This window comes from Exiguobacterium marinum DSM 16307 (assembly GCF_000620845.1).
In the GTDB taxonomy this organism is placed as follows: domain Bacteria; phylum Bacillota; class Bacilli; order Exiguobacteriales; family Exiguobacteriaceae; genus Exiguobacterium; species Exiguobacterium marinum.
The window spans coordinates 1,859,628-1,878,333 of record NZ_KK211189.1 but is presented as its reverse complement, the minus strand read 5'-3'; the positions used below and the strand labels follow the sequence as shown (position 1 = coordinate 1,878,333).

The following is an 18,706-nucleotide window of genomic DNA, read 5'->3' as shown; positions in this document are numbered from 1 at the left end:
TGACCCTTGTCAAATCGCTCATGAAAAAAGCGATAACTCGTAAAAGTTATCGCTTGCGTGTTACATATCGACGTTGTGATACACTTGGCGCACATCTTCCAAGTCTTCGAGAACGTCAATTAATTTTTCGAATTGTTCTTTCGATGCGTCATCGAGCGACACTTCGTTCTGTGGGAGCATCGTCAACTCTGCGACGGCAAACTCCTCAACCCCGGCAGCCTTGAATGCGGTCTGAACGGCGTGGAACGCTTCAGGCTCGGCATAGACGATTACCGTCTCGTCTTCTTCGATGACATCACGAACGTCAAGGTCGTGTTCCATCATAAGTTCAAGAACATCATCTGCAGACATTTGGTTGACACCGATGACGGCTGTTGCATCGAACATATAAGCGACCGAACCACTGACGCCCATGTTGCCTCCGTTTTTACCGAAAGCAGCACGAACTTCTGATGCTGTACGGTTCACGTTGTTCGTCAACGTGTCGACGATGACCATCGCACCATTCGGTCCGAATCCTTCATAACGAAGTTCGTCGAAGTTCTCTTCGTCGCCGCCTTTTGCTTTATCGATTGCACGATCGATGATTGCGCGAGGCACGTTATATGTTTTAGCGCGCTCCACCACAAATTTTAATGACTGGTTCAATTCAGGATCTGGCTCCCCTTGTCGGGCGACCACATAGATTTCGCGACCGAACTTCGCATAAACGCGACTCGTGTTGGCATCTTTAGACGCCTTCTTCTCTTTAATGTTGTTCCATTTACGACCCATTACATGTCATCTCTCTTTCCATTTGTACGTAGATTCATTACAGATTATATAAGAAGTTGGCTGAATTGACGAGTAAAGATTTACTCGTCGCCTTTGTCCATTTTCTCTACAATCTCAGTGAGGGTCTTCAAACTTTCAATCAGCCGGTCTGTCTCATCTTCATTTAAAAATGCGAGGCGCTCTTCGAATAGCGTTCGGAACGAGTCTCTTCGTTCAAGTAAGATTCGCTCACCTTTCTCCGTCAGCTGGTTCCATATCACTCGGCGATCCCGTTCATCGGGTACGCGGGTAATGTAGCCCTCGTTCAACAGTTTCGTGATGAGAGGGGTGACGTTCGGTGGTGCGATGGAGAGTGTCTCGCTAATTCGTCCATTCGTGACTGCCCCCTCGTCTTCAATCAACATTAATAGATGGAAATGAGAAAAGTTCAAGTTTGGAATTTGAGGAAAATCAGATCGACGTAGCAATTTACGACGAATTAAAGGGATTAGTTTGACAAACTGGTCCGCTGCATCTTGTTTCGGCATAATAGATTCACTTCCTAGTTAGGTTCTATGTTCATTATACACGAGTTAGGTGCAGTTGAACCTAAAAACGGGTTGATGTGATGATTGATACATCTTATAAGAGATAGAACTGACACAATTAATGTAAGCGTTTACATGAATTGTTACTCATGTTTTCATGAAAACGTATTCGATTTTACTGAGGGTGCATGTAAAAATCAAGAGCTATCAACAAATGATAAAAAAATATTGTGAAAGAGTTCACATTGTTGTCACCCACAAAACCGGGAAAACATTGTATTCTATGAATGTGAAGGAAAGCACAATCTCTTGAAAACAAGCACCACATCGTGCTTCCATCAAGTCAATATGTTCATTAAAAGCTCTCACTTATGAGGAGGAACCTAACATGGCAGTTAAAGAGAAAGCAAAAGTGGAAACAACGGCAGAACAAATGGTGGATACGCTCGTAGCGGGCGCACACGCCGCACTCGATACGTTAATGACGTTCGACCAAGAGAAAATTGATCACATCGTACAAGCGATGGCGCTCGCAGGTCTAGAGAAGCACGTCGAACTTGCGAAACTAGCATATACAGAAACAGGTCGCGGTGTCTTTGAAGATAAGATGATCAAAAACATCTTTGCGACAGAATATATTTATAACTCACTTCGTGGAGAGAAAACGGTTGGCGTTTTAGAAGATGATGTTCAAAACGGAATCACATACATCGCAGAGCCGGTCGGTGTCGTTGCAGGTGTCACACCGGTCACGAACCCTACTTCTACTACGATGTTCAAAGCGATCATCGCCATTAAAACACGTAACCCGATTATCTTTGCCTTCCACCCGTCAGCTCAACAATGTTCTAGTGAGGCAGCGCGGGTCCTCCGTGACGCAGCGGTAGCCGCAGGAGCTCCTGAAAACTTGATTCAATGGGTAGAAGTCCCGTCACTTGATGCGACGAAAGCACTCATGAATCATCCTGGTGTCGCGATGGTCCTTGCTACTGGTGGAGCAGCGATGGTCAAGTCCGCCTACTCGACTGGTAAACCGGCTCTCGGTGTCGGACCGGGTAACGTACCAGCCTATATCGACAAAACAGCAAAAGTGAAACGTGCCATCTCAGACGTTATCCTTTCAAAAACGTTCGACAACGGGATGATCTGTGCGTCTGAACAAGCAATCATCGTCGACCAAGAAGTATACGAAGAAGTGAAAGCGGAAATGACAGCACTCGGTTGCTATTTCTGCTCACCTGAAGAAAAAGCGAAACTTGAAACACTCGTCATCCGTACGGACACATGCGCAGTCAACCCAGAGATCGTCGGGAAGCCGGCAGCGTGGATTGCAGAAAAAGCAGGTCTCAAAGTCCCGGCTGACACAAAAATCTTGATTGCTGAACTTGAAACAGTTGGCGCGACAGAACTTCTCTCACATGAAAAATTGAGCCCGGTCCTCGGTGCTTATAAAGTTCAATCACGTGAAGAAGGATTTGCGGTTGCTGAAAAAATGCTTGAAATCGGTGGTCTCGGCCATACAGCTGTCATCCACTCAACGGACGACGATGCCATCCTTGATTTCGGTCTTCGTATGAAAGCTTGTCGCATCATCGTCAACTCACCATCAGCACACGGTGGAATCGGTGACCTTTACAACGAAATGACACCATCCCTCACGCTCGGTTGTGGGTCTTACGGTAAAAACTCCGTCTCTGAAAACGTGACGGCGAAACATCTACTCAACGTGAAAAAGGTGGCGAGACGTCGCGTGAATATGCAATGGTTTAAAGTACCTGAAAAAATCTACTTTGAGAAAAACTCTGTCCAATACCTTCAATCACTCACAACGAAAAAGCGGGCGATGATTGTAACGGATGAAATGATGGTCAAACTCGGATTCGCTGATAAAGTCATCAAAAACTTACCAGCAGGTGTTGAGTACCGTATTTTCGACCAAGTCGAACCAGATCCATCTGTTGAGACGGTCATGAACGGTGCTGAAGCGATGCGTCACTTCCAGCCAGACATGATCATCGCACTCGGTGGTGGATCACCAATGGATGCTGCGAAAGGGATGTGGCTCTTCTATGAACGTCCAGAAGAGAAGTTCTCAAACCTTCGTCAGAAATTCATGGATATTCGCAAACGGACATACAAGTTCCCGACACTCGGTAACAAATCAATGTTCGTCGCAATCCCAACAACTTCTGGTACAGGTTCAGAAGTAACACCGTTCACCGTCATTACAGACAAAAAACGTAATGTGAAATATCCGATTGCTGACTACGCGATCACACCAGACGTCGCCATCGTCGACCCTGAGTTCGTCATGACCGTACCAGCATCAATCACGGCAGATACAGGAATGGACGTGTTGACACACGCCATCGAAGCTTACGTATCAGTCATGGCAAACGACTATACGGACGGACTTGCGCTCCGTTCGATGAAGATGATCTTCGACTACCTACCAAAAGCGTATGAAAACGGTAGCGACGCGGAAGCTCGTCAGAAAGTGCACAACGCGTCAACAATGGCAGGTATGGCGTTCGCGAACGCGTTCCTCGGTATCAACCACTCGATCGCTCACAAAATCGGTGGAGAGTTCCACGTACCGCACGGTCGTACAAACGCAATCCTCATGCCACACGTCATCCGTTACAATGCGACACGCCCATCAAAACTTGCGGCGTTCCCGAAATATGAGTCATTCATCGCCGACGAGCGTTACGCAGAAATCGCACGTTACCTCGGTCTTCCGGCAAGCACGACAGCAGAAGGTGTCGAATCACTCGTCCAAGCAATCATTGAGCTCGGACAACGTTTGAACATCAAACTCTCGTTCAAAGCACAAGGCATCAAGAAAGCAGATCTCGATGCGAAGATTGACAAAATGGCGGTCGACGCATTCGAAGACCAATGTACGACGGCGAACCCGAAAATGCCGCTCGTTGAAGAATTGAAAGAAATCATGTACGCAGCATACGAAGGCGTATAAGAATCAATAGTTACGTGTGAGCCCGTTCAACTCGAACGGGCTCTTTTTGTGGTCTGAACAGGATATTCAGTTTCTAAAATTATATTTAAATAGATAAAATATTAAATAGTCAGACGATAAATAGCTGTCTATAATAAATATTGGCATACTTAGCCAATATCATTGAATGGGGATCATGTAATGTTAATAGTGATTAGTTTGTTGCGTTCAATCGCGACAGTCTTTCTCTTTTTTAATCCAATCCATCCGACACCGCTCGAGACTGCGGAATACTTTTCATCAGTCGATCGAAATGCGGATAGCTGGGAGAGTGCTGACTTTTTTGAATCATTCGGAACCGATTTACCCGTCGACATGGACCGGAACGTCCTTTACACAGAACGGATAACCGGTTGGACTGAGATTGAGGTGGGAGATGGAACGTATGAAGGTCTTTCATCGATGACGTTTGATCAACCGTTCAAAGGAACAATTTTACATATGGAATGGGGACAAGATATTCCGAATGTCAAAGAGAAAGTGATTGTCTTACCGACGACAAAGTTTTCATATGACAATATCGAGGATGCGTATACCGTCGATTACGCGGGTGAAGTATTGAATGATCAGGAAGCGAACGCATATTTGTCATCACTCGCATCTAAGGGAGCGGCAGGATACTTGATCACACCTTATGAAGACGATCCATATGGGATGGGTTTTGTTTTCACGTCATCCTACATGCCGTTAGATGGCACGGGTGTAGACTCCGATACGGCTGAACAGCTGAAGGATGGACAATCGATAAAAGTAGAGCCTTACCGTGAAGAGATCCCATATGTCGAATTTGTTCAAACAGGGAAGAGTAATCAAGAAATCATCATCATGTCCCGACTCGATTCTTCCTGGCACGGTGCCCATTATTTGTCTGCCGTCGGACCGTCGACGGTCTTATATCACCTCATGCAAGTGATGAACAAGGAGACACCGGACTATACGATTCGATATGTCTTTTTGAATGGGAATGGGGACTCTAGAGAAGCGAGTGACGATTTCCTCGAACGATTAATGGTTCAAAGGGAGAAAGTCGATGCAGTCGTCATGCTCGATATTCTTGGGACCGGCGATGGCCCACTATACGTTCGGACGAAAGGGATGAAATCATATCCAACCCTCGAACAGTCTCCGTTCGATCAATTAACAGTTCGTTCGTTAGGGAGTTCTCCGGGGGATGCTTACGATGAGGCTGGACTTCCCTATATCATATTAAGTGATTCATTAGAAGGAAGTTGGCATGTGTTTACGGAGAAGGATACGTTCGAACGTCTGACGAAAGACGGTTTATCCGATGCCGTCAATTGGCTACATGCTTGGCTTACTGACTGACCTCATAGATGTCGCTGTCTCATTTGACGGCGACATATTTTTTTTGGATGTCGGTTTCGGGTATGATAGTAATGGAGGCGATACGATGAAACAAGAGATGACGATTACGACAGCATATGGAACGATTGCAGGAACTTTTCTTTCGCATGAGGAGCCTCGGGCGACCATCGTCATGTTGAGCGGGAGTGGACCGAGTGACCGTGATGGTAACATGGGAGGTGTCGGTTTTAATACGTATGCCAAGTTGGCAGAAGCGTTGTACGACTACGGTTACAACGTGTTCCGATATGATAAACAAGGAATCGGGAAGTCCGATGGGGATTTTAATAAAGTTGGCTTACATGATTTGATTAACGATGCGATTCTTGTCGTGCGCACCATTCGACAACTAGCCGATGTGAATCGATTATATCTACTCGGTCATAGTGAAGGGGCCGTTCTTGCTCCTGCCGTTCAGCTTGAGACGAAAGCCGATGGATTGATTTTACTGTCTGGGTTCCATGAATCGTCAAAGCAGATGTTTTTGTACCAAGCAGACGCGCTGGCTAAAGACATCGAGCGGATGAAGGGCATAAAAGGTCTCTTCTATCGGTTGACGGGCGTTGCCAAAAAAGTCAGACAGCGACAGGACGACTTGCTCGAGCGGTCTTTACGGACGAACGTGTCGTCTTTCAAATATCGTGGGCAAGTCGTTAATGCGAAATGGATTCGAGAACATGCATCCTATGACGTCCGTGAGCGGTTAGAGCATGTGACCGTCCCGGTGCTTGCGATTACAGGGGGACGTGATGTTCAAGTCCCACCAGAACACGTCCATATGATTCAAACGAAAGGGGAGGTCACCTCATCGATTATCGATGATATGAATCATCTCCTCGTGACACGTGAGTCACCCCATTCGCTTCTCATGCTGCATAAAGAATATCGAGAAGCAATCGATGCGCCGATTCATCCAAAACTCGTTCAAGAGTTGGATGAATGGTTAAAAAAACAGTCATAAACACAAAAAACGGTCAGTAAATGACCGTTTTTTGTGTTATAATTGTGACGAGTTGAATGAATGTGGACGTTTTTGAATGATTTTAGTTGTTTTCATAATGAAAACGCTTTATATTAGACGTATGGAGGGAACAAGATGTTAACGAAACAACGACATCAGTTGATTTTGCAACGCTTATCTGAACAAAAGGTCGTCAAATTGAAAGAACTGGTTGATTTGACCGATTCGTCCGAGTCGACGATCCGTCGAGATTTGACGGACCTCGAAGAGGAAGGATATTTGGCAAGGGTTCACGGCGGAGCAACACTCATTGCGACTCCAGATGAAGAACCGACGTTTGAAGAGAAGCGAGATCGGTTCGTAGATGAAAAAGTTGCGATTGCACGGAAGGCCGCGACATTCATCGAAGACGGGATGTCGATCTATTTAGATGCCGGTACAACCACTCAGGCGATGGTTCCATTTTTAGAAGGGAAGAAAATCGTCGTCGTCACAAACAGTCTACCGATTGCGAATGAATTATTTGATCTTGATATTAAGACGTTTGTGATTGGCGGAGAATTAAAGCGTTCCACCCAAGCACTTGTCGGGTATAACGCACGCGAGAGCATGATGAATTATCGAGTCGACCTCGCCTTTCTCGGAATGAACGGAATCGACCTTGATGCGGGTTACACGACCCCAGACCCAGAAGAAGCGCTTGTCAAAAAAACGGCAATCGAATTGGCACAAACGTCCTTCGTACTCGCTGACGCATCGAAAATCGGGAAACGGACGTTCAGCCGAGTTGCGACGTTAGATGCCGCACAGTTGATCACATCAAGCGATGAGTCAATGAGTTCCATCCAAACAATCACAAAGGTGGTGAATGCGAAATGATTTATACGTTAACACTCAACCCTTCTATTGATTACTACGTAACATTACCTAAAGTACATCTAGGAGAAGTGAACCGAATCGAAGAGACGACAGAGCGAGCAGGTGGGAAAGGCATCAACGTCTCAATCGTTCTCCGGGAGTATGCACAAGACACAAAGGCACTTGGTTTCATCGGTGGGACGACAGGTGACTTCATTAAAAAGTCACTCGTCGATCACGGTGTACACACCGATTTCGTAGAGGTGAATGGAAGCACCCGGATCAACGTCAAGATTCGAGCGAAAGAGGAAACGGAACTGAATGCGAGCGGACCGAATATCACAGAGTATGAGCTCGAACAATTGACGGCCAAGTTCGATCAGGTTCAAAAAGGCGATATCGTCGTCCTCGCGGGTAGTATTCCAAGTAACTTACCAGACTCGCTATATCGGACGATTGCCGAATCGATTCGCGAAAAAGGGGCTGACTTTGTCGTTGATACGACGAAAGAAGCCATGCTCGAAGTGCTCGCCCTCGAACCACTCATGATCAAACCGAACCACCATGAATTAGGTGAATTGTTTGATACCGAAATTGAAACATTCGAGGAAGCTCTTCCTTATGCGGAACAACTCGTCAAACGTGGGGCGAAAAATGTCATCATCTCCTTTGCGGGAGACGGGGCGCTACTCGTTAACAAGGACGGAGCCGTCACAGCAAACACACCGACAGGGAAGCTCGTCAATTCGGTCGGTGCAGGAGACTCGCTCGTCGCCGGATTTGTCGCGAATGTGAAAGAAAAAGGCGAACAAGAAGCATTTCGATATGCGGTCACGACAGGAAGCGCATCTGCATATACGTTCGGTCTATGTTCGAAACAAGAGATCGATCGCTTGATCGATCAAGTACAACTCACACCACTTAAACGAATGGAGGAAACAACATGAAAATCACGGACTTGCTCCAACTCGACACGATTCAATTGAATCTAAGCGCGAGTTCTAAGCGTGAGGTCATCGAAGAACTTGTCGATGTCCTCGACCGCGCCGGTAAACTATCGGACCGCAACGGTTATCGCGATGCGATCCTAAAACGTGAAAGCGAGAGCACGACTGGGCTCGGTGAAGGCATTGCCATCCCGCACGCGAAAACGAGTGCAGTCAAGTCACCAGCGATCGCGTTCGGTCGCTCGGAAGGTGTCGACTACGAAGCGTTAGACGGACAACCGAGCCGCCTCTTCTTCATGATTGCGGCAGGCGAAAACGCCAATAATGAACACCTTGAAACACTCTCTAAACTTTCAGTTTACTTGATGGACCCTGCATTCCAGGAACGGCTCTATGCGGCTACTTCTGAAAACGATGTCATCCGTGCAATCGAAGAAAAAGAAGCAGCAGAAGAGAAGCAAGAGGTCGTCAAACCGACAAACACGGATGCACCGTTCATTTTGGCGGTCACGGCTTGTCCGACCGGTATCGCTCATACGTATATGGCAGCAGATAGCTTGAAGCAAAAAGCGGAAGCGATGGGCGTCGACATCAAAGTCGAAACGAACGGGTCGACTGGCGTCAAAAATGAATTGACGCGCGCGGACATTGACCGGGCAACAGCAATCATCGTCGCAGCGGACAAGGCTGTTGAAATGGATCGCTTCGCTGGTAAACGAGTCATTGAAGTTCCTGTTGCACAAGGGATTCGGAAACCGGAAGAACTCATCAATCGTGCGGTGAAACAAGATGCGCCGGTATATGAGGCTTCGAAATCGTCAGGTGGTGCTTCGAAAGAGCAACGTACAGGCGTGTACAAGCACTTGATGAGCGGTGTATCCGCGATGCTTCCACTCGTTGTCGCAGGTGGACTCTTGATTGCCATCAGCTTCTTCTGGGGCATCAACTCCGCCAACCCGGATGACCCGTCTTACAATGAATTTGCTGCACAGTTGATGACAATCGGTGGAGCTGCATTCGGCTTCCTCGTTCCGATTCTCGCCGGTTTCATCGCGATGTCGATCGCCGATCGCCCAGGTCTCGCACCAGGTCTCGTGGCCGGGGTACTCGCAAGTCAAGGGAACGCAGGATTCCTCGGTGGTCTCATCGCTGGTTTCTTGGCAGGTTATGTCGTCCTGTTCTTGAAAAAAGCACTCGCAAAATTGCCTGCTTCACTTGAAGGAATCAAACCAGTCCTCTTGTATCCGTTACTCGGTTCGTTTATCTCAGGTATGGTCATGTTGCTCGTCGTCAATGAACCGATTGCAGCACTCATGACATGGTTGATGGATACGTTGAACAGCATGAGTGGCGCGAACGCCATCCTTTTAGGAGTCATCGTCGGTGGGATGATGGCAGTCGATATGGGTGGTCCGATCAACAAGACAGCGTACGTCTTCGGTACGGCAGCACTTACAGCGGGTAACCAAGAAGTCATGGCAGCGGTCATGGCTGGAGGGATGGTACCACCACTCCTCGTCGCACTCGCATCAACAGTCTTCGCTCGTCAAAAGTTCTCGAAACAAGAGCGCGAAGCAGGAAAAACCGCTTATATCATGGGAGCTTCGTTTATCACGGAAGCGGCGATCCCATTCGCAGCTGCGGACCCGATTCGCGTTCTTCCATCAGCGATTCTCGGTTCTGCCATCGCAGGCGGATTGTCCGCATTCTTCACGATTCAATTGCCGGCGCCACACGGTGGAATCTTCGTCTTCCCACTTCTTGAAGGAGCTGGAAACGTCGCGGTGAGTATGGGTCTTTACGCACTCGCCATCTTGGCAGGTGCAGTGGTCGGAGCATTGCTCCTCTCGTTCTTGAAAAAACCGTTAACAACGGCTACACCGGTTCAGTCAAAAGAAGTTGCGTAATTAGTGAATAGACACTGCCTCAGTAGAGGTAGCGTCTATTTTTTTATGATAGGTGATCGAATAGAATTCACATAATTCGAGATTGCATGTTGGGGATTTGTGGTAAACTATTTGTAAAGATTCGGGTAGGAGGGGGTCACATTGGACATTCGGGTCGCCAAACCAGACGATGTATATGGGATTGCGAGAGTGCGTGTGAACGGATGGCGCACGACCTATCGGGGGATCGTACCGACCGAGTACTTATTGAAACTTTCGTCCGGTTCCATCGAATGGGCAGAACGGTTGCGGACAGCACTTCGTCGTCAAGAGGTAGCCGGCTTTGTGGCGATTGTCGATGACGAGATTGTGGGCTTCGTCCTATACGGAGAAGAACGTACGGGTGAGTATCCAGACCATACGAACGAAGTGTATGCCATTTATATTTTAGAGAACCATCAAGGGAACGGAATCGGGTCCGCTCTCCTTGAACATGCCGTGCAATCGATGTGTGAAGCAGGTCTCTTGATCTGGGCACTTGAGATGAATCCGTTCCGAACGTTTTATGAGCGAAAACAGGGGCAGGTCATCGACCAAAAAGATCGAGAGTTTGGCGAATTGATGCTCCGAGAAGTGGCGTATGGATGGGAAAAGACTCGTCACGGTTCAATATTAGGGGCTTAAGCTTACTGACTGTAGTGTATTCTACGGTCTTTTTTTGTGCCCGATGTAGGAAAGAAAATAAAGAAATGTCATTATAAATCAATTGGAAATACTATTGTTCAATCAAACAATCTCTTCTATACTGAATTGAACAAAAATTTCCAAATGAAGGGTTGGGAGACATTGAAGCACCGAAAAATTTGTATCAAGTTAAGTGGAGCCGCTCTAGCTGGTGATAGAATGGATAATTTTGACGAAATGAGTCTCAGCCTGATTGCAGAGGAGATATTGTCACTCGCAAAAAGCGGGGTTGAAGTATGTGTCATGGTCGGTGGGGGAAATCTCTTTCGCGGGAATCAAGCAGAAGCGTGGGGGATCAATCGAGTGGAGGCTGACAGTATCGGGACGCTCGGGACAGTCATGAATTCATTGATGCTACGTGGTATCTTGAAACGAGATACCACTCGAGAAGTGCGCGTTATGACGTCGATTCCAATGCCGAGTGTAGCCGAGCCATACATTCAACTTCGAGCCATCAATCATTTGAAAAAAGGATATATCGTCATTTTTGCAGGCGGTAACGGTCAACCGTTCGTCTCTTCAGACTATCCGGCTGTTCAGCGTGCCATCGAAGTGGGATGCGATGCCTTGTTCGTGGCAAAGAACGGTGTCTCCGGCGTATATGACCGAGATCCTCGTTTGGATTCGGACGCTCGTCAATATGAAACCCTACATTATAACGATGTCATTTCGAATGATTTGAAAGTGATGGATCAATCGGCATTGCTTCTCGCAAGAGATCACGGTTTGCCGATCCACTTGTTCGACTTCAAGGAGCGAAACGCCATTCATCGGATTCTCCAAGGAGAGACCATTGGGACGATGATTCATCACCATGAAACGCAACTTTTGCAGAATTGAGGAGACAGCATGTATGAAGTAACAGATGGTCACGTCATTGGGACAAACGGAATACCCGTCGCATATTCGTACCTGCAGCCTGATTCGTCATCCGACACACTCGTGATTTTGTTGCCCGGATACGGATATACAAATGATTCTCCAATGTTTCGCTATACGACTGGATTGTGCTTAGAGAGGGGGTTGAACGTTCTCGAAGTCAACTATAACTATCGGGACGAGCGGTATGATTCAGTCGATGTATTTAAGGCGATTGTTGATGATGTTCGACTCGTCCTCGATCAAATCCTACATACTGATTCCGTTCGACGATACATCATCATCGGAAAATCGCTCGGTACGGTTGCGATGGCAAGTGAATTCACCCGAAACGTGTTTCATGATGCTAAACTGATTTGGTTGACACCTTTATTGAAACGAGACGACATATATGAAGCGATCCAGTCTCATAAAGGTCAACAGATGGTTCTCATGGGAACAGCGGACCAACATTATGTACTGGAACGAATCGAGCATCTTGAACATCTAGCATTGACTGAACTCGAGATTGTCGAGCAGATGAATCACAGTCTCGAGTACACAGGTAACACATACGAGTCACTTCGGCTACTTGAAACTCTTCTCAAGCGAGTGGAGCAATTTATCATGTCCTCATAGGTCGTGAACCGGAGGAGAGTTTCATGGGGAGATCGCAATCAAATGTAAGGGAGGAGTCGACGTGAAATTTACCACTGAGCGTTTAGAAATCAGACCATTTATGGAGAAAGACTTGCATGCTACATTCGAAATGTATTCAAAACCAGAAATATGCAGATATCTTTTGCATGAGCCATGGACGTCTGAAAACAGGAAGAAAGAATTTGATAAAAAACTAACGAATTCTACTCTTACCGAGACTAGTACGTTGAATTTAGCAGTCGTACATCAAGATGAAGTGATTGGGGATCTCACAGTTTGGTACACGGGTATGAAAGATACGGTAGAGATCGGGTATTGTTTTTCTGATTCACATTCAGGAAAAGGATATGCGACGGAGGCAGTGAGCGGATTGCTAGAGGAGTTGTTCACAAAGCTCAATCTACATCGGGTACAAGCCAATCTCGACGCCAGAAATGTAGCTTCCCAGAAATTATGCGAACGGGTTGGAATGAGAAAAGAAGCTCATTTCTTGAGAGACTATTGGAATAAGAATGAATGGACCGATAGCATGGTGTACGCCATGTTGCACGAGGAGTTTGTCAATCAAATGGATGAAAAATGCGAATGGGAAAAGAGATGACGTGACGCGCCACCTCTTTTTATTTTACAATTTTCCAATCACCGTCAACGGGTCGACACGTTCTGTATAATCCGCAGGGACGTCACTGAATGAAATCGTTCCGTCTGACTCTATAATAAACGTGGCCGGTTTCGGCAACTGCCAATCCTCGTTCCCATTATGTGCGTCGACGTGTAGCCCAGACGCCTTATAAACGTCGATCAAGTAATCCGGCATGTCAAAGACGAGGTCGAATTGGCGTGCGACTTGATTATCCCCGTCGCTCAATACGTAAAAATCAAGTTCGTTCTTTTCTTTCGTTGAAAGGGAATAATCCGGCGTCTCAGGACTGATTGCGACAAGAGTCGCCCCTTTTTCTTGAATCGTTGCCAACTCGCGCTGGTATGCGCGAAGCTCGAGGTTACAGTATGGACACCATCCGCCACGATAAAACGTGACAATTACAGGTCCTTTTTCAAGCAACGACTGCAACTCGACTTTTGTTCCGTCCGCGTGAGGCAATTCAAACAGAGGTGCTGACTCACCTACTCTTAATCCTGACGCCATTCCCGAATCTTTCAATTCCTGCGTTGCCTTTGCCATCAATCGTTGCTTCTCGGCAGGTGCTTTTTGTTTGAACTGTTCCTTATAACTTTTAATTTCTTCCAATAATGAATTCATATTTTTACCCCCTTTCCTGATAGGTTAACTCAATTTTATATTTAATTCGAATAATTTGGTTTTAAATTTTATATTGTACGTATGAAACTCCATTTCAAGTTCCGAAAAATAATTTTCGAATAATTCAATCAACTATTAAAATATATATTTCTTAACCGATATTGTGAATAACCCAAGGAGGACTCGGTAGGTCGACGACACTCCTTGAACACTTTATTCGAGGTAGGAGATGTTTTATGAAACAGAAACGTACGATTAGTATCAAGCAAAAGTTGATTGTCTTATCCGTTCTATTATTACTCATTCCAGCCACATTGATTGGAATCGTCGCTTATTCGCAGGCGAAAGGGAAGATTGAGTCTCAAATGATCCAGTCTGCCAATTCGGGGGTAGACCGGATGAACAATGAGGTCACGAACCTCATCGAGCCGATTCAAACGGACATCTCGTTTTTTGCGAATCGGATTGATGCTTCGATTTATGAAGAAGGAGAAGAGAATCAGGCGTTAGCAGAGAAGTTTACCGAGTATTTAGAGACGCATCCAAAAGTGACGAACATTTACTTTGCTTCAGCGGAAGGCGCGATGACAATCTATCCTGAGCAGGGATTGCCAGAAGGATACGACCCACGAATTCGTCCTTGGTATGAAGCGGCTGAAGCAAGTGGACAAGATGTCGCCATCACGAATCCGTATGTCGATGCCTCTTCTCAAAAAATGATGATTACCGTATCGAAGAAGACTTCAGACGGTAGTGGTGTGGTCGCTGTTGACGTCGATGTGAACGATATAGCTGAAGTGGCGTCAACCATTCAAATCGGTAAAGAAGGATACGTTGCCATCTTCGACGAGGCAGAACAAGTTGTCATCCATCCGTCGACGGCTGTCGGTGAAAAAATAACTGAGCCTTGGGCGAAATCTCTCTTTGCCGAGGAAGAGGGTATTCTATCTGCAACTGAGAACGGGGAAGGTGTTGAGAAAGCGTTCGCAACGAACCCGATCACAGGATGGAAGATTGCAGGTACTTTATATGACGGTGAGATTCAGGACGAGACGGTCGGTATCCTCTGGACGACTGGATTTGTCATCATCGGAATGTTTGGTGTCGCAGCCATCCTTCTCTACTTCGTCCTTCGTTCAATCTTACGTCCATTGCGTGTATTGACTGAGGGAGCAGAACGGATCAAGGCAGGTGATTTGACAGAGCCGATTACCGTCTCATCGAACGATGAAATCGGTCGTGTCTCAGAAAGTTTTAACGAAATGAGCGATTCACTCCGTATGGTGTTACTTCATCTCGATGATTCAATCAGTCAAGTGGCCGCATCTTCTCAAGAACTGATGGCCAACTCGGCACAAAATACCATGTCGTCGGAGCAAATTGTTCAAGCGGTCGATCAAATGGCGCTCAGCGCCGATGGGTCGAAGCGACAACTCGACGACAATGCGACATCACTTCAAGCAATCACATCCGGTATCATGCGCATCTCGGAGAGCTCGATGGATGTATCCGAACTGTCGCGTGAAACGTCAAATGAAGCCGAGGACGGATCGACGACCGTAAAAGAGAACGTCAAGCAGATGCAGGCAATCGATGCGTCAGTCGTGACGTTTGAAGGGGTTATTCAGTCGTTGGCGAATCGTTCGAATGAAATCGGAGAAATCGTCACGGTCATCAACGGCATTGCAGAACAGACGAACCTATTGGCCTTGAACGCTGCGATTGAAGCGGCACGTGCAGGTGAGAATGGAAAAGGGTTCGCGGTCGTCGCGAGCGAAGTCCGAAAGCTTGCCGAACAGTCACAACAGTCGACAAAACAAATCGCAGGACTGATTGACCGGATCAAACATGAGACGGAACAATCCGTTCACTTGATGAAAGAAGTATCTACTCATACGAAAGCAGGATTGACGTCATCTGAGATGACAGCAGACCGCTTCGAGAAAATTAAAGAGCGTACAGTCGCGATGACACCGCGCATCGAAGATGTGACCGCAACTGTCGAGGAGATTGCGGCGAACGTTCAGGAAGTGGCCGCGACCGCGTCACAAATCGCTGACATCGCCGACGAAAACTCCAATGTCTCAAAACAAGTCGCAGCGACGACTGATGACCAATTGAAGTCGATTGAAGAAGTGTCACAATCAGCAAAATCACTCGCAACGATGGCGGAGGAACTTCAAGAACTCGTTTCACGCTTTAAACTTTGAAACACCAATGAGGCAGAGCGCTTTGCTCTGCCTCATGTCGTCGTTCTTATAAAATCGGACTGAGGAGTCGTGACACCCCTTCCCGTGCACGGACCGTCCATTTACGGGTTTCATAGTCTTCCATCGTATAAACTCGGCTGACCGCGGTGTCGGTTTCAAACAAAGAGACGAGTTCGAGGGCGACACGTTCATCATAAATGAGAGCGTTCACTTCAAAGTTGAGACGGAAGCTTCGGGCATCTAAATTCGTCGTCCCAACGGTCGCGATCTCATCATCGACGACTAGGATTTTTGCGTGCAGAAATCCTTCATCATACAAGTAGACGTTCGCACCATAATTGAGCAACTCTCCGAGGAAAGAGAGGGATGCCCACATGACGAACGGGTGATCCGGTTTTCCGGGAATCATGATATCGATTTGAATCCCGGAGAGTAACGCCATCTTACAAGCATCCATGAAGCTTGTATCAGGTATGAAGTAAGGCGTTTGAATGACGACCCGTCGTTTTGCCGACATGATCATCTTCACCATCATATTCTTTAAATGTTCCGTATCCGAGTTCGGTCCACTCGTGACGATTTGCATTGGAGACTTGTCTTTAATCTCGTGTCGCGCAAAAGAAAATGTATTTTCTGGTTCGTGGTCGCGATGACCTGAATAGTTCCAATCCAAGATGAAACGGTGTTGAAGATGATAGACGACGTCACCTTCAACCCGCAAATGCGTGTCGCGCCAATAGCCAAATTTTTCGACGAGTCCGAGATATTCGGTGCCGACGTTGAAGCCGCCGACATATCCAATCTTCCCGTCAATGATGACGACCTTACGGTGATTTCGATTGTTCAGTTTAAAGTTGATCATTCCGAGAGTAGGTGGGAAGAAAACACGGACTTCTCCGTCGTTCGCAATCAACTCTTTAAAGTCGGAGTTTCGAAGGCTCCGAGATCCGACCGCATCATAAAGGAGTCGTACTTTGACACCGGCTTTCGCACGCTCAATCAATTCCTTCAAAAGTGCTTGGCCGAGGGCGTCACGTTGAATGATGTAGTATTGAATGTTAATCTCGGTTTCGGCAGAGCGGATATCATCCATTAGCGCTTTGAATTTTTGTTCACCATCGTGCAAGATGAGGGAACGATTATGTACGCTAATCAATGATTTAGCTGAACGTAAATTCATTTGAAGCAATTGATCGTACTTTTCAAACAATGGCTGAGCGAGCAATGTTTCTCGGGCATGAATCTGTTCGATTTGTGATTCTACTTGAAGCGCATGGAAAGAACGCTCTTCCACACTCAAGTTGTAGAAGTTATCCTTCTTGAGTTGTCGTCCGAGAAAGAGGTAGATGATAAAGCCGAGCACCGGTAAAAAGAATAGGACGAGCAACCAGGCCCAGGTCGCCCCGACGTCCCTTCTTTCGGCAAAGATGACAGCGAGTGCGAACAACAGGTTTAACCCAAGGACGATATACAGTCCCCAGCTGAATAAAATGGACAAATTCAACGACATACACTCCTAAAAATCAATTTGTAGCTTAATCATACATCAAATGAGGGAATAGATTGCTATCAAATGAAATAGGGGGAGTAGACGATGGATATGGAAGTCGTATGGAAGCAAGGGATGGCGTTTGAAACGCATACGCCTTCGGGACACAAGATCACACTCGACGCGTCAGAGGATGTTGGGGGACATGACACCGGTCCTCGCCCGACCGAGATGTTACTTCACGCAACTGCATCCTGCACGGGAATCGATATCGTATCGATTTTGCATAAGATGCGTCAACCGCTCGAGTCGTTCGAGATGAAGATTGATGGGGTTCGTGCAATCGAACATCCGAAACGCTTTACAGCCATTCACATCTTATATATTTTGAAAGGCGATATGTCGGAAGAGCGGGTTCGACGGGCAATCGAACTGTCTGTTGAACGATATTGTTCCGTTTCACACAGTCTGAACGCGACATTGTCCTATAGTTATCAATTAAACGATAATGGAGTCATTCCGTTTGAAATGAAAGAGTGAGCAAGATGGTTGAAAGACATAGTGTTCTCCGTTATATTTGTATTTCAAATACTGTGTAATTAAAGGAGGACGTTATGATTCGACTCGCGACGAAGCGCGATGCCAAGAGCATCGCGAACCTAATCGAACAACGAGCCGTAGCGCTAAATGAACAGGGAAGCGACCAGTGGACCGAATATTTGGAACAGGACCTCGTGGAGCGTGTGCTCACTGATATTACGGAAGGCAGTGTATATGTCTTTGAAGATAATCAACAAATTTTAGCTTCAATCGCATTGTTGCCTCCTGATGAATGGGACGACAATTTATGGGATGACAGTGAGTATGGACAATACATCCATCGAATCGTCGTCAGTGAAAAGTTAAAAGGACGCGGGGTTGGACAGCAACTCATGGAGCACGTGTTACAGTCGGCCGACGAGGATGAGCCGATCCGACTCGACTGTGTCGCTGATAATGAATTCCTCAATAGTTATTATCCACGTTTTGGTTTCGTCTATGTTGACTCCCGAAACGGGTACAATACGTTCGAATACAGATTAGATGAGAGTATGAGTGCATGAGGGTCTTTGGACCCTTTTTTTGATATAATGATTAAAGCGAAAAG

Annotated in this window: 17 protein-coding genes; 13 read left to right on the top strand and 4 right to left on the bottom strand. The window is 46.6% G+C overall.

The genetic code is table 11. The features are described 5' to 3' along the window. Positions 1–60 precede the first annotated feature (60 nt). Together P400_RS0109995 and P400_RS0109990 are read right to left on the bottom strand one after the other, a co-directional pair. Positions 61–774, bottom strand: coding sequence for a YebC/PmpR family DNA-binding transcriptional regulator (locus tag P400_RS0109995; RefSeq protein WP_026826059.1), 714 nt, complete (start codon positions 772–774; stop codon positions 61–63). 80 nt (positions 775–854) lie between these two features. After that, positions 855–1,301 (bottom strand): MarR family winged helix-turn-helix transcriptional regulator, encoded by a 447-nt coding sequence (locus P400_RS0109990; protein ID WP_026826058.1) that lies wholly within the window; start codon positions 1,299–1,301, stop codon positions 855–857. A 388-nt stretch (positions 1,302–1,689) separates the two neighbouring features. Between P400_RS0109990 and adhE the strand changes: the two genes are divergently transcribed. The 10 genes from adhE to P400_RS0109940 all read left to right on the top strand — a co-directional run bounded on the left by adhE (position 1,690) and on the right by P400_RS0109940 (position 13,200). Next, positions 1,690–4,281, top strand: coding sequence for a bifunctional acetaldehyde-CoA/alcohol dehydrogenase (adhE, locus tag P400_RS0109985; RefSeq protein WP_026826057.1), 2,592 nt, complete (start codon positions 1,690–1,692; stop codon positions 4,279–4,281). Positions 4,282–4,461: 180 nt separating this feature from the next. Next, a complete protein-coding gene (locus tag P400_RS0109980; protein WP_026826056.1) occupies positions 4,462–5,646 on the top strand; it encodes a zinc-binding metallopeptidase family protein in 1,185 nt (394 codons plus the stop codon). Positions 5,647–5,731: 85 nt separating this feature from the next. Further along, the gene (locus P400_RS0109975; protein ID WP_026826055.1) at positions 5,732–6,646 is read left to right on the top strand and encodes an alpha/beta hydrolase; all 915 of its coding nucleotides are present in this window, start codon (positions 5,732–5,734) and stop codon (positions 6,644–6,646) included. 135 nt (positions 6,647–6,781) lie between these two features. Next, on the top strand, positions 6,782–7,525 hold the full coding sequence (locus P400_RS0109970; protein ID WP_026826054.1) for a DeoR/GlpR family DNA-binding transcription regulator: 744 nt from the start codon (positions 6,782–6,784) through the stop codon (positions 7,523–7,525). Further along, positions 7,522–8,451 (top strand): 1-phosphofructokinase, encoded by a 930-nt coding sequence (gene pfkB / locus P400_RS0109965; RefSeq protein ID WP_026826053.1) that lies wholly within the window; start codon positions 7,522–7,524, stop codon positions 8,449–8,451. Before P400_RS0109970 ends, pfkB begins: the two co-directional genes overlap by 4 nt. Further along, positions 8,448–10,358 (top strand): PTS fructose transporter subunit IIABC, encoded by a 1,911-nt coding sequence (locus P400_RS0109960; RefSeq protein ID WP_026826052.1) that lies wholly within the window; start codon positions 8,448–8,450, stop codon positions 10,356–10,358. The genes pfkB and P400_RS0109960 overlap by 4 nt, the downstream gene beginning before the upstream one ends. A gap of 141 nt (positions 10,359–10,499) precedes the next feature. Further along, positions 10,500–11,021 (top strand): GNAT family N-acetyltransferase, encoded by a 522-nt coding sequence (locus P400_RS0109955; protein WP_026826051.1) that lies wholly within the window; start codon positions 10,500–10,502, stop codon positions 11,019–11,021. Positions 11,022–11,165: 144 nt separating this feature from the next. After that, entirely contained in the window at positions 11,166–11,921 is a 756-nt protein-coding gene (gene pyrH / locus P400_RS0109950) for a UMP kinase (protein WP_200868280.1), read from the top strand. A 9-nt stretch (positions 11,922–11,930) separates the two neighbouring features. After that, a complete protein-coding gene (locus P400_RS0109945; protein WP_026826049.1) occupies positions 11,931–12,578 on the top strand; it encodes an alpha/beta family hydrolase in 648 nt (215 codons plus the stop codon). 61 nt (positions 12,579–12,639) lie between these two features. Further along, the gene (locus tag P400_RS0109940; RefSeq protein WP_026826048.1) at positions 12,640–13,200 is read left to right on the top strand and encodes a GNAT family N-acetyltransferase; all 561 of its coding nucleotides are present in this window, start codon (positions 12,640–12,642) and stop codon (positions 13,198–13,200) included. A gap of 24 nt (positions 13,201–13,224) precedes the next feature. Here the strand turns inward: P400_RS0109940 and P400_RS0109935 are convergent, their stop codons facing one another. Further along, positions 13,225–13,860 (bottom strand): peroxiredoxin-like family protein, encoded by a 636-nt coding sequence (locus P400_RS0109935; RefSeq protein WP_026826047.1) that lies wholly within the window; start codon positions 13,858–13,860, stop codon positions 13,225–13,227. Positions 13,861–14,096: 236 nt separating this feature from the next. Between P400_RS0109935 and P400_RS0109930 the strand changes: the two genes are divergently transcribed. After that, the gene (locus tag P400_RS0109930) at positions 14,097–16,070 is read left to right on the top strand and encodes a methyl-accepting chemotaxis protein (protein ID WP_026826046.1); all 1,974 of its coding nucleotides are present in this window, start codon (positions 14,097–14,099) and stop codon (positions 16,068–16,070) included. Between the two features lie 46 nt (positions 16,071–16,116). On the opposite strand, the gene cls is transcribed toward P400_RS0109930, so the two are convergent. Beyond that, a complete protein-coding gene (gene cls, locus P400_RS0109925; protein WP_034771076.1) occupies positions 16,117–17,580 on the bottom strand; it encodes a cardiolipin synthase in 1,464 nt (487 codons plus the stop codon). An 84-nt stretch (positions 17,581–17,664) separates the two neighbouring features. On the opposite strand from cls, the gene P400_RS0109920 reads away from it, so the two are divergent. Both P400_RS0109920 and P400_RS0109915 read left to right on the top strand, forming a co-directional pair. Further along, complete coding sequence (locus tag P400_RS0109920) at positions 17,665–18,099, top strand: OsmC family protein (protein WP_026826044.1); 435 nt, start codon at positions 17,665–17,667, stop codon at positions 18,097–18,099. 74 nt (positions 18,100–18,173) lie between these two features. Continuing rightward, complete coding sequence (locus tag P400_RS0109915) at positions 18,174–18,662, top strand: GNAT family N-acetyltransferase (RefSeq protein WP_026826043.1); 489 nt, start codon at positions 18,174–18,176, stop codon at positions 18,660–18,662. The last annotated feature ends 44 nt before the right edge of the window (positions 18,663–18,706 follow it).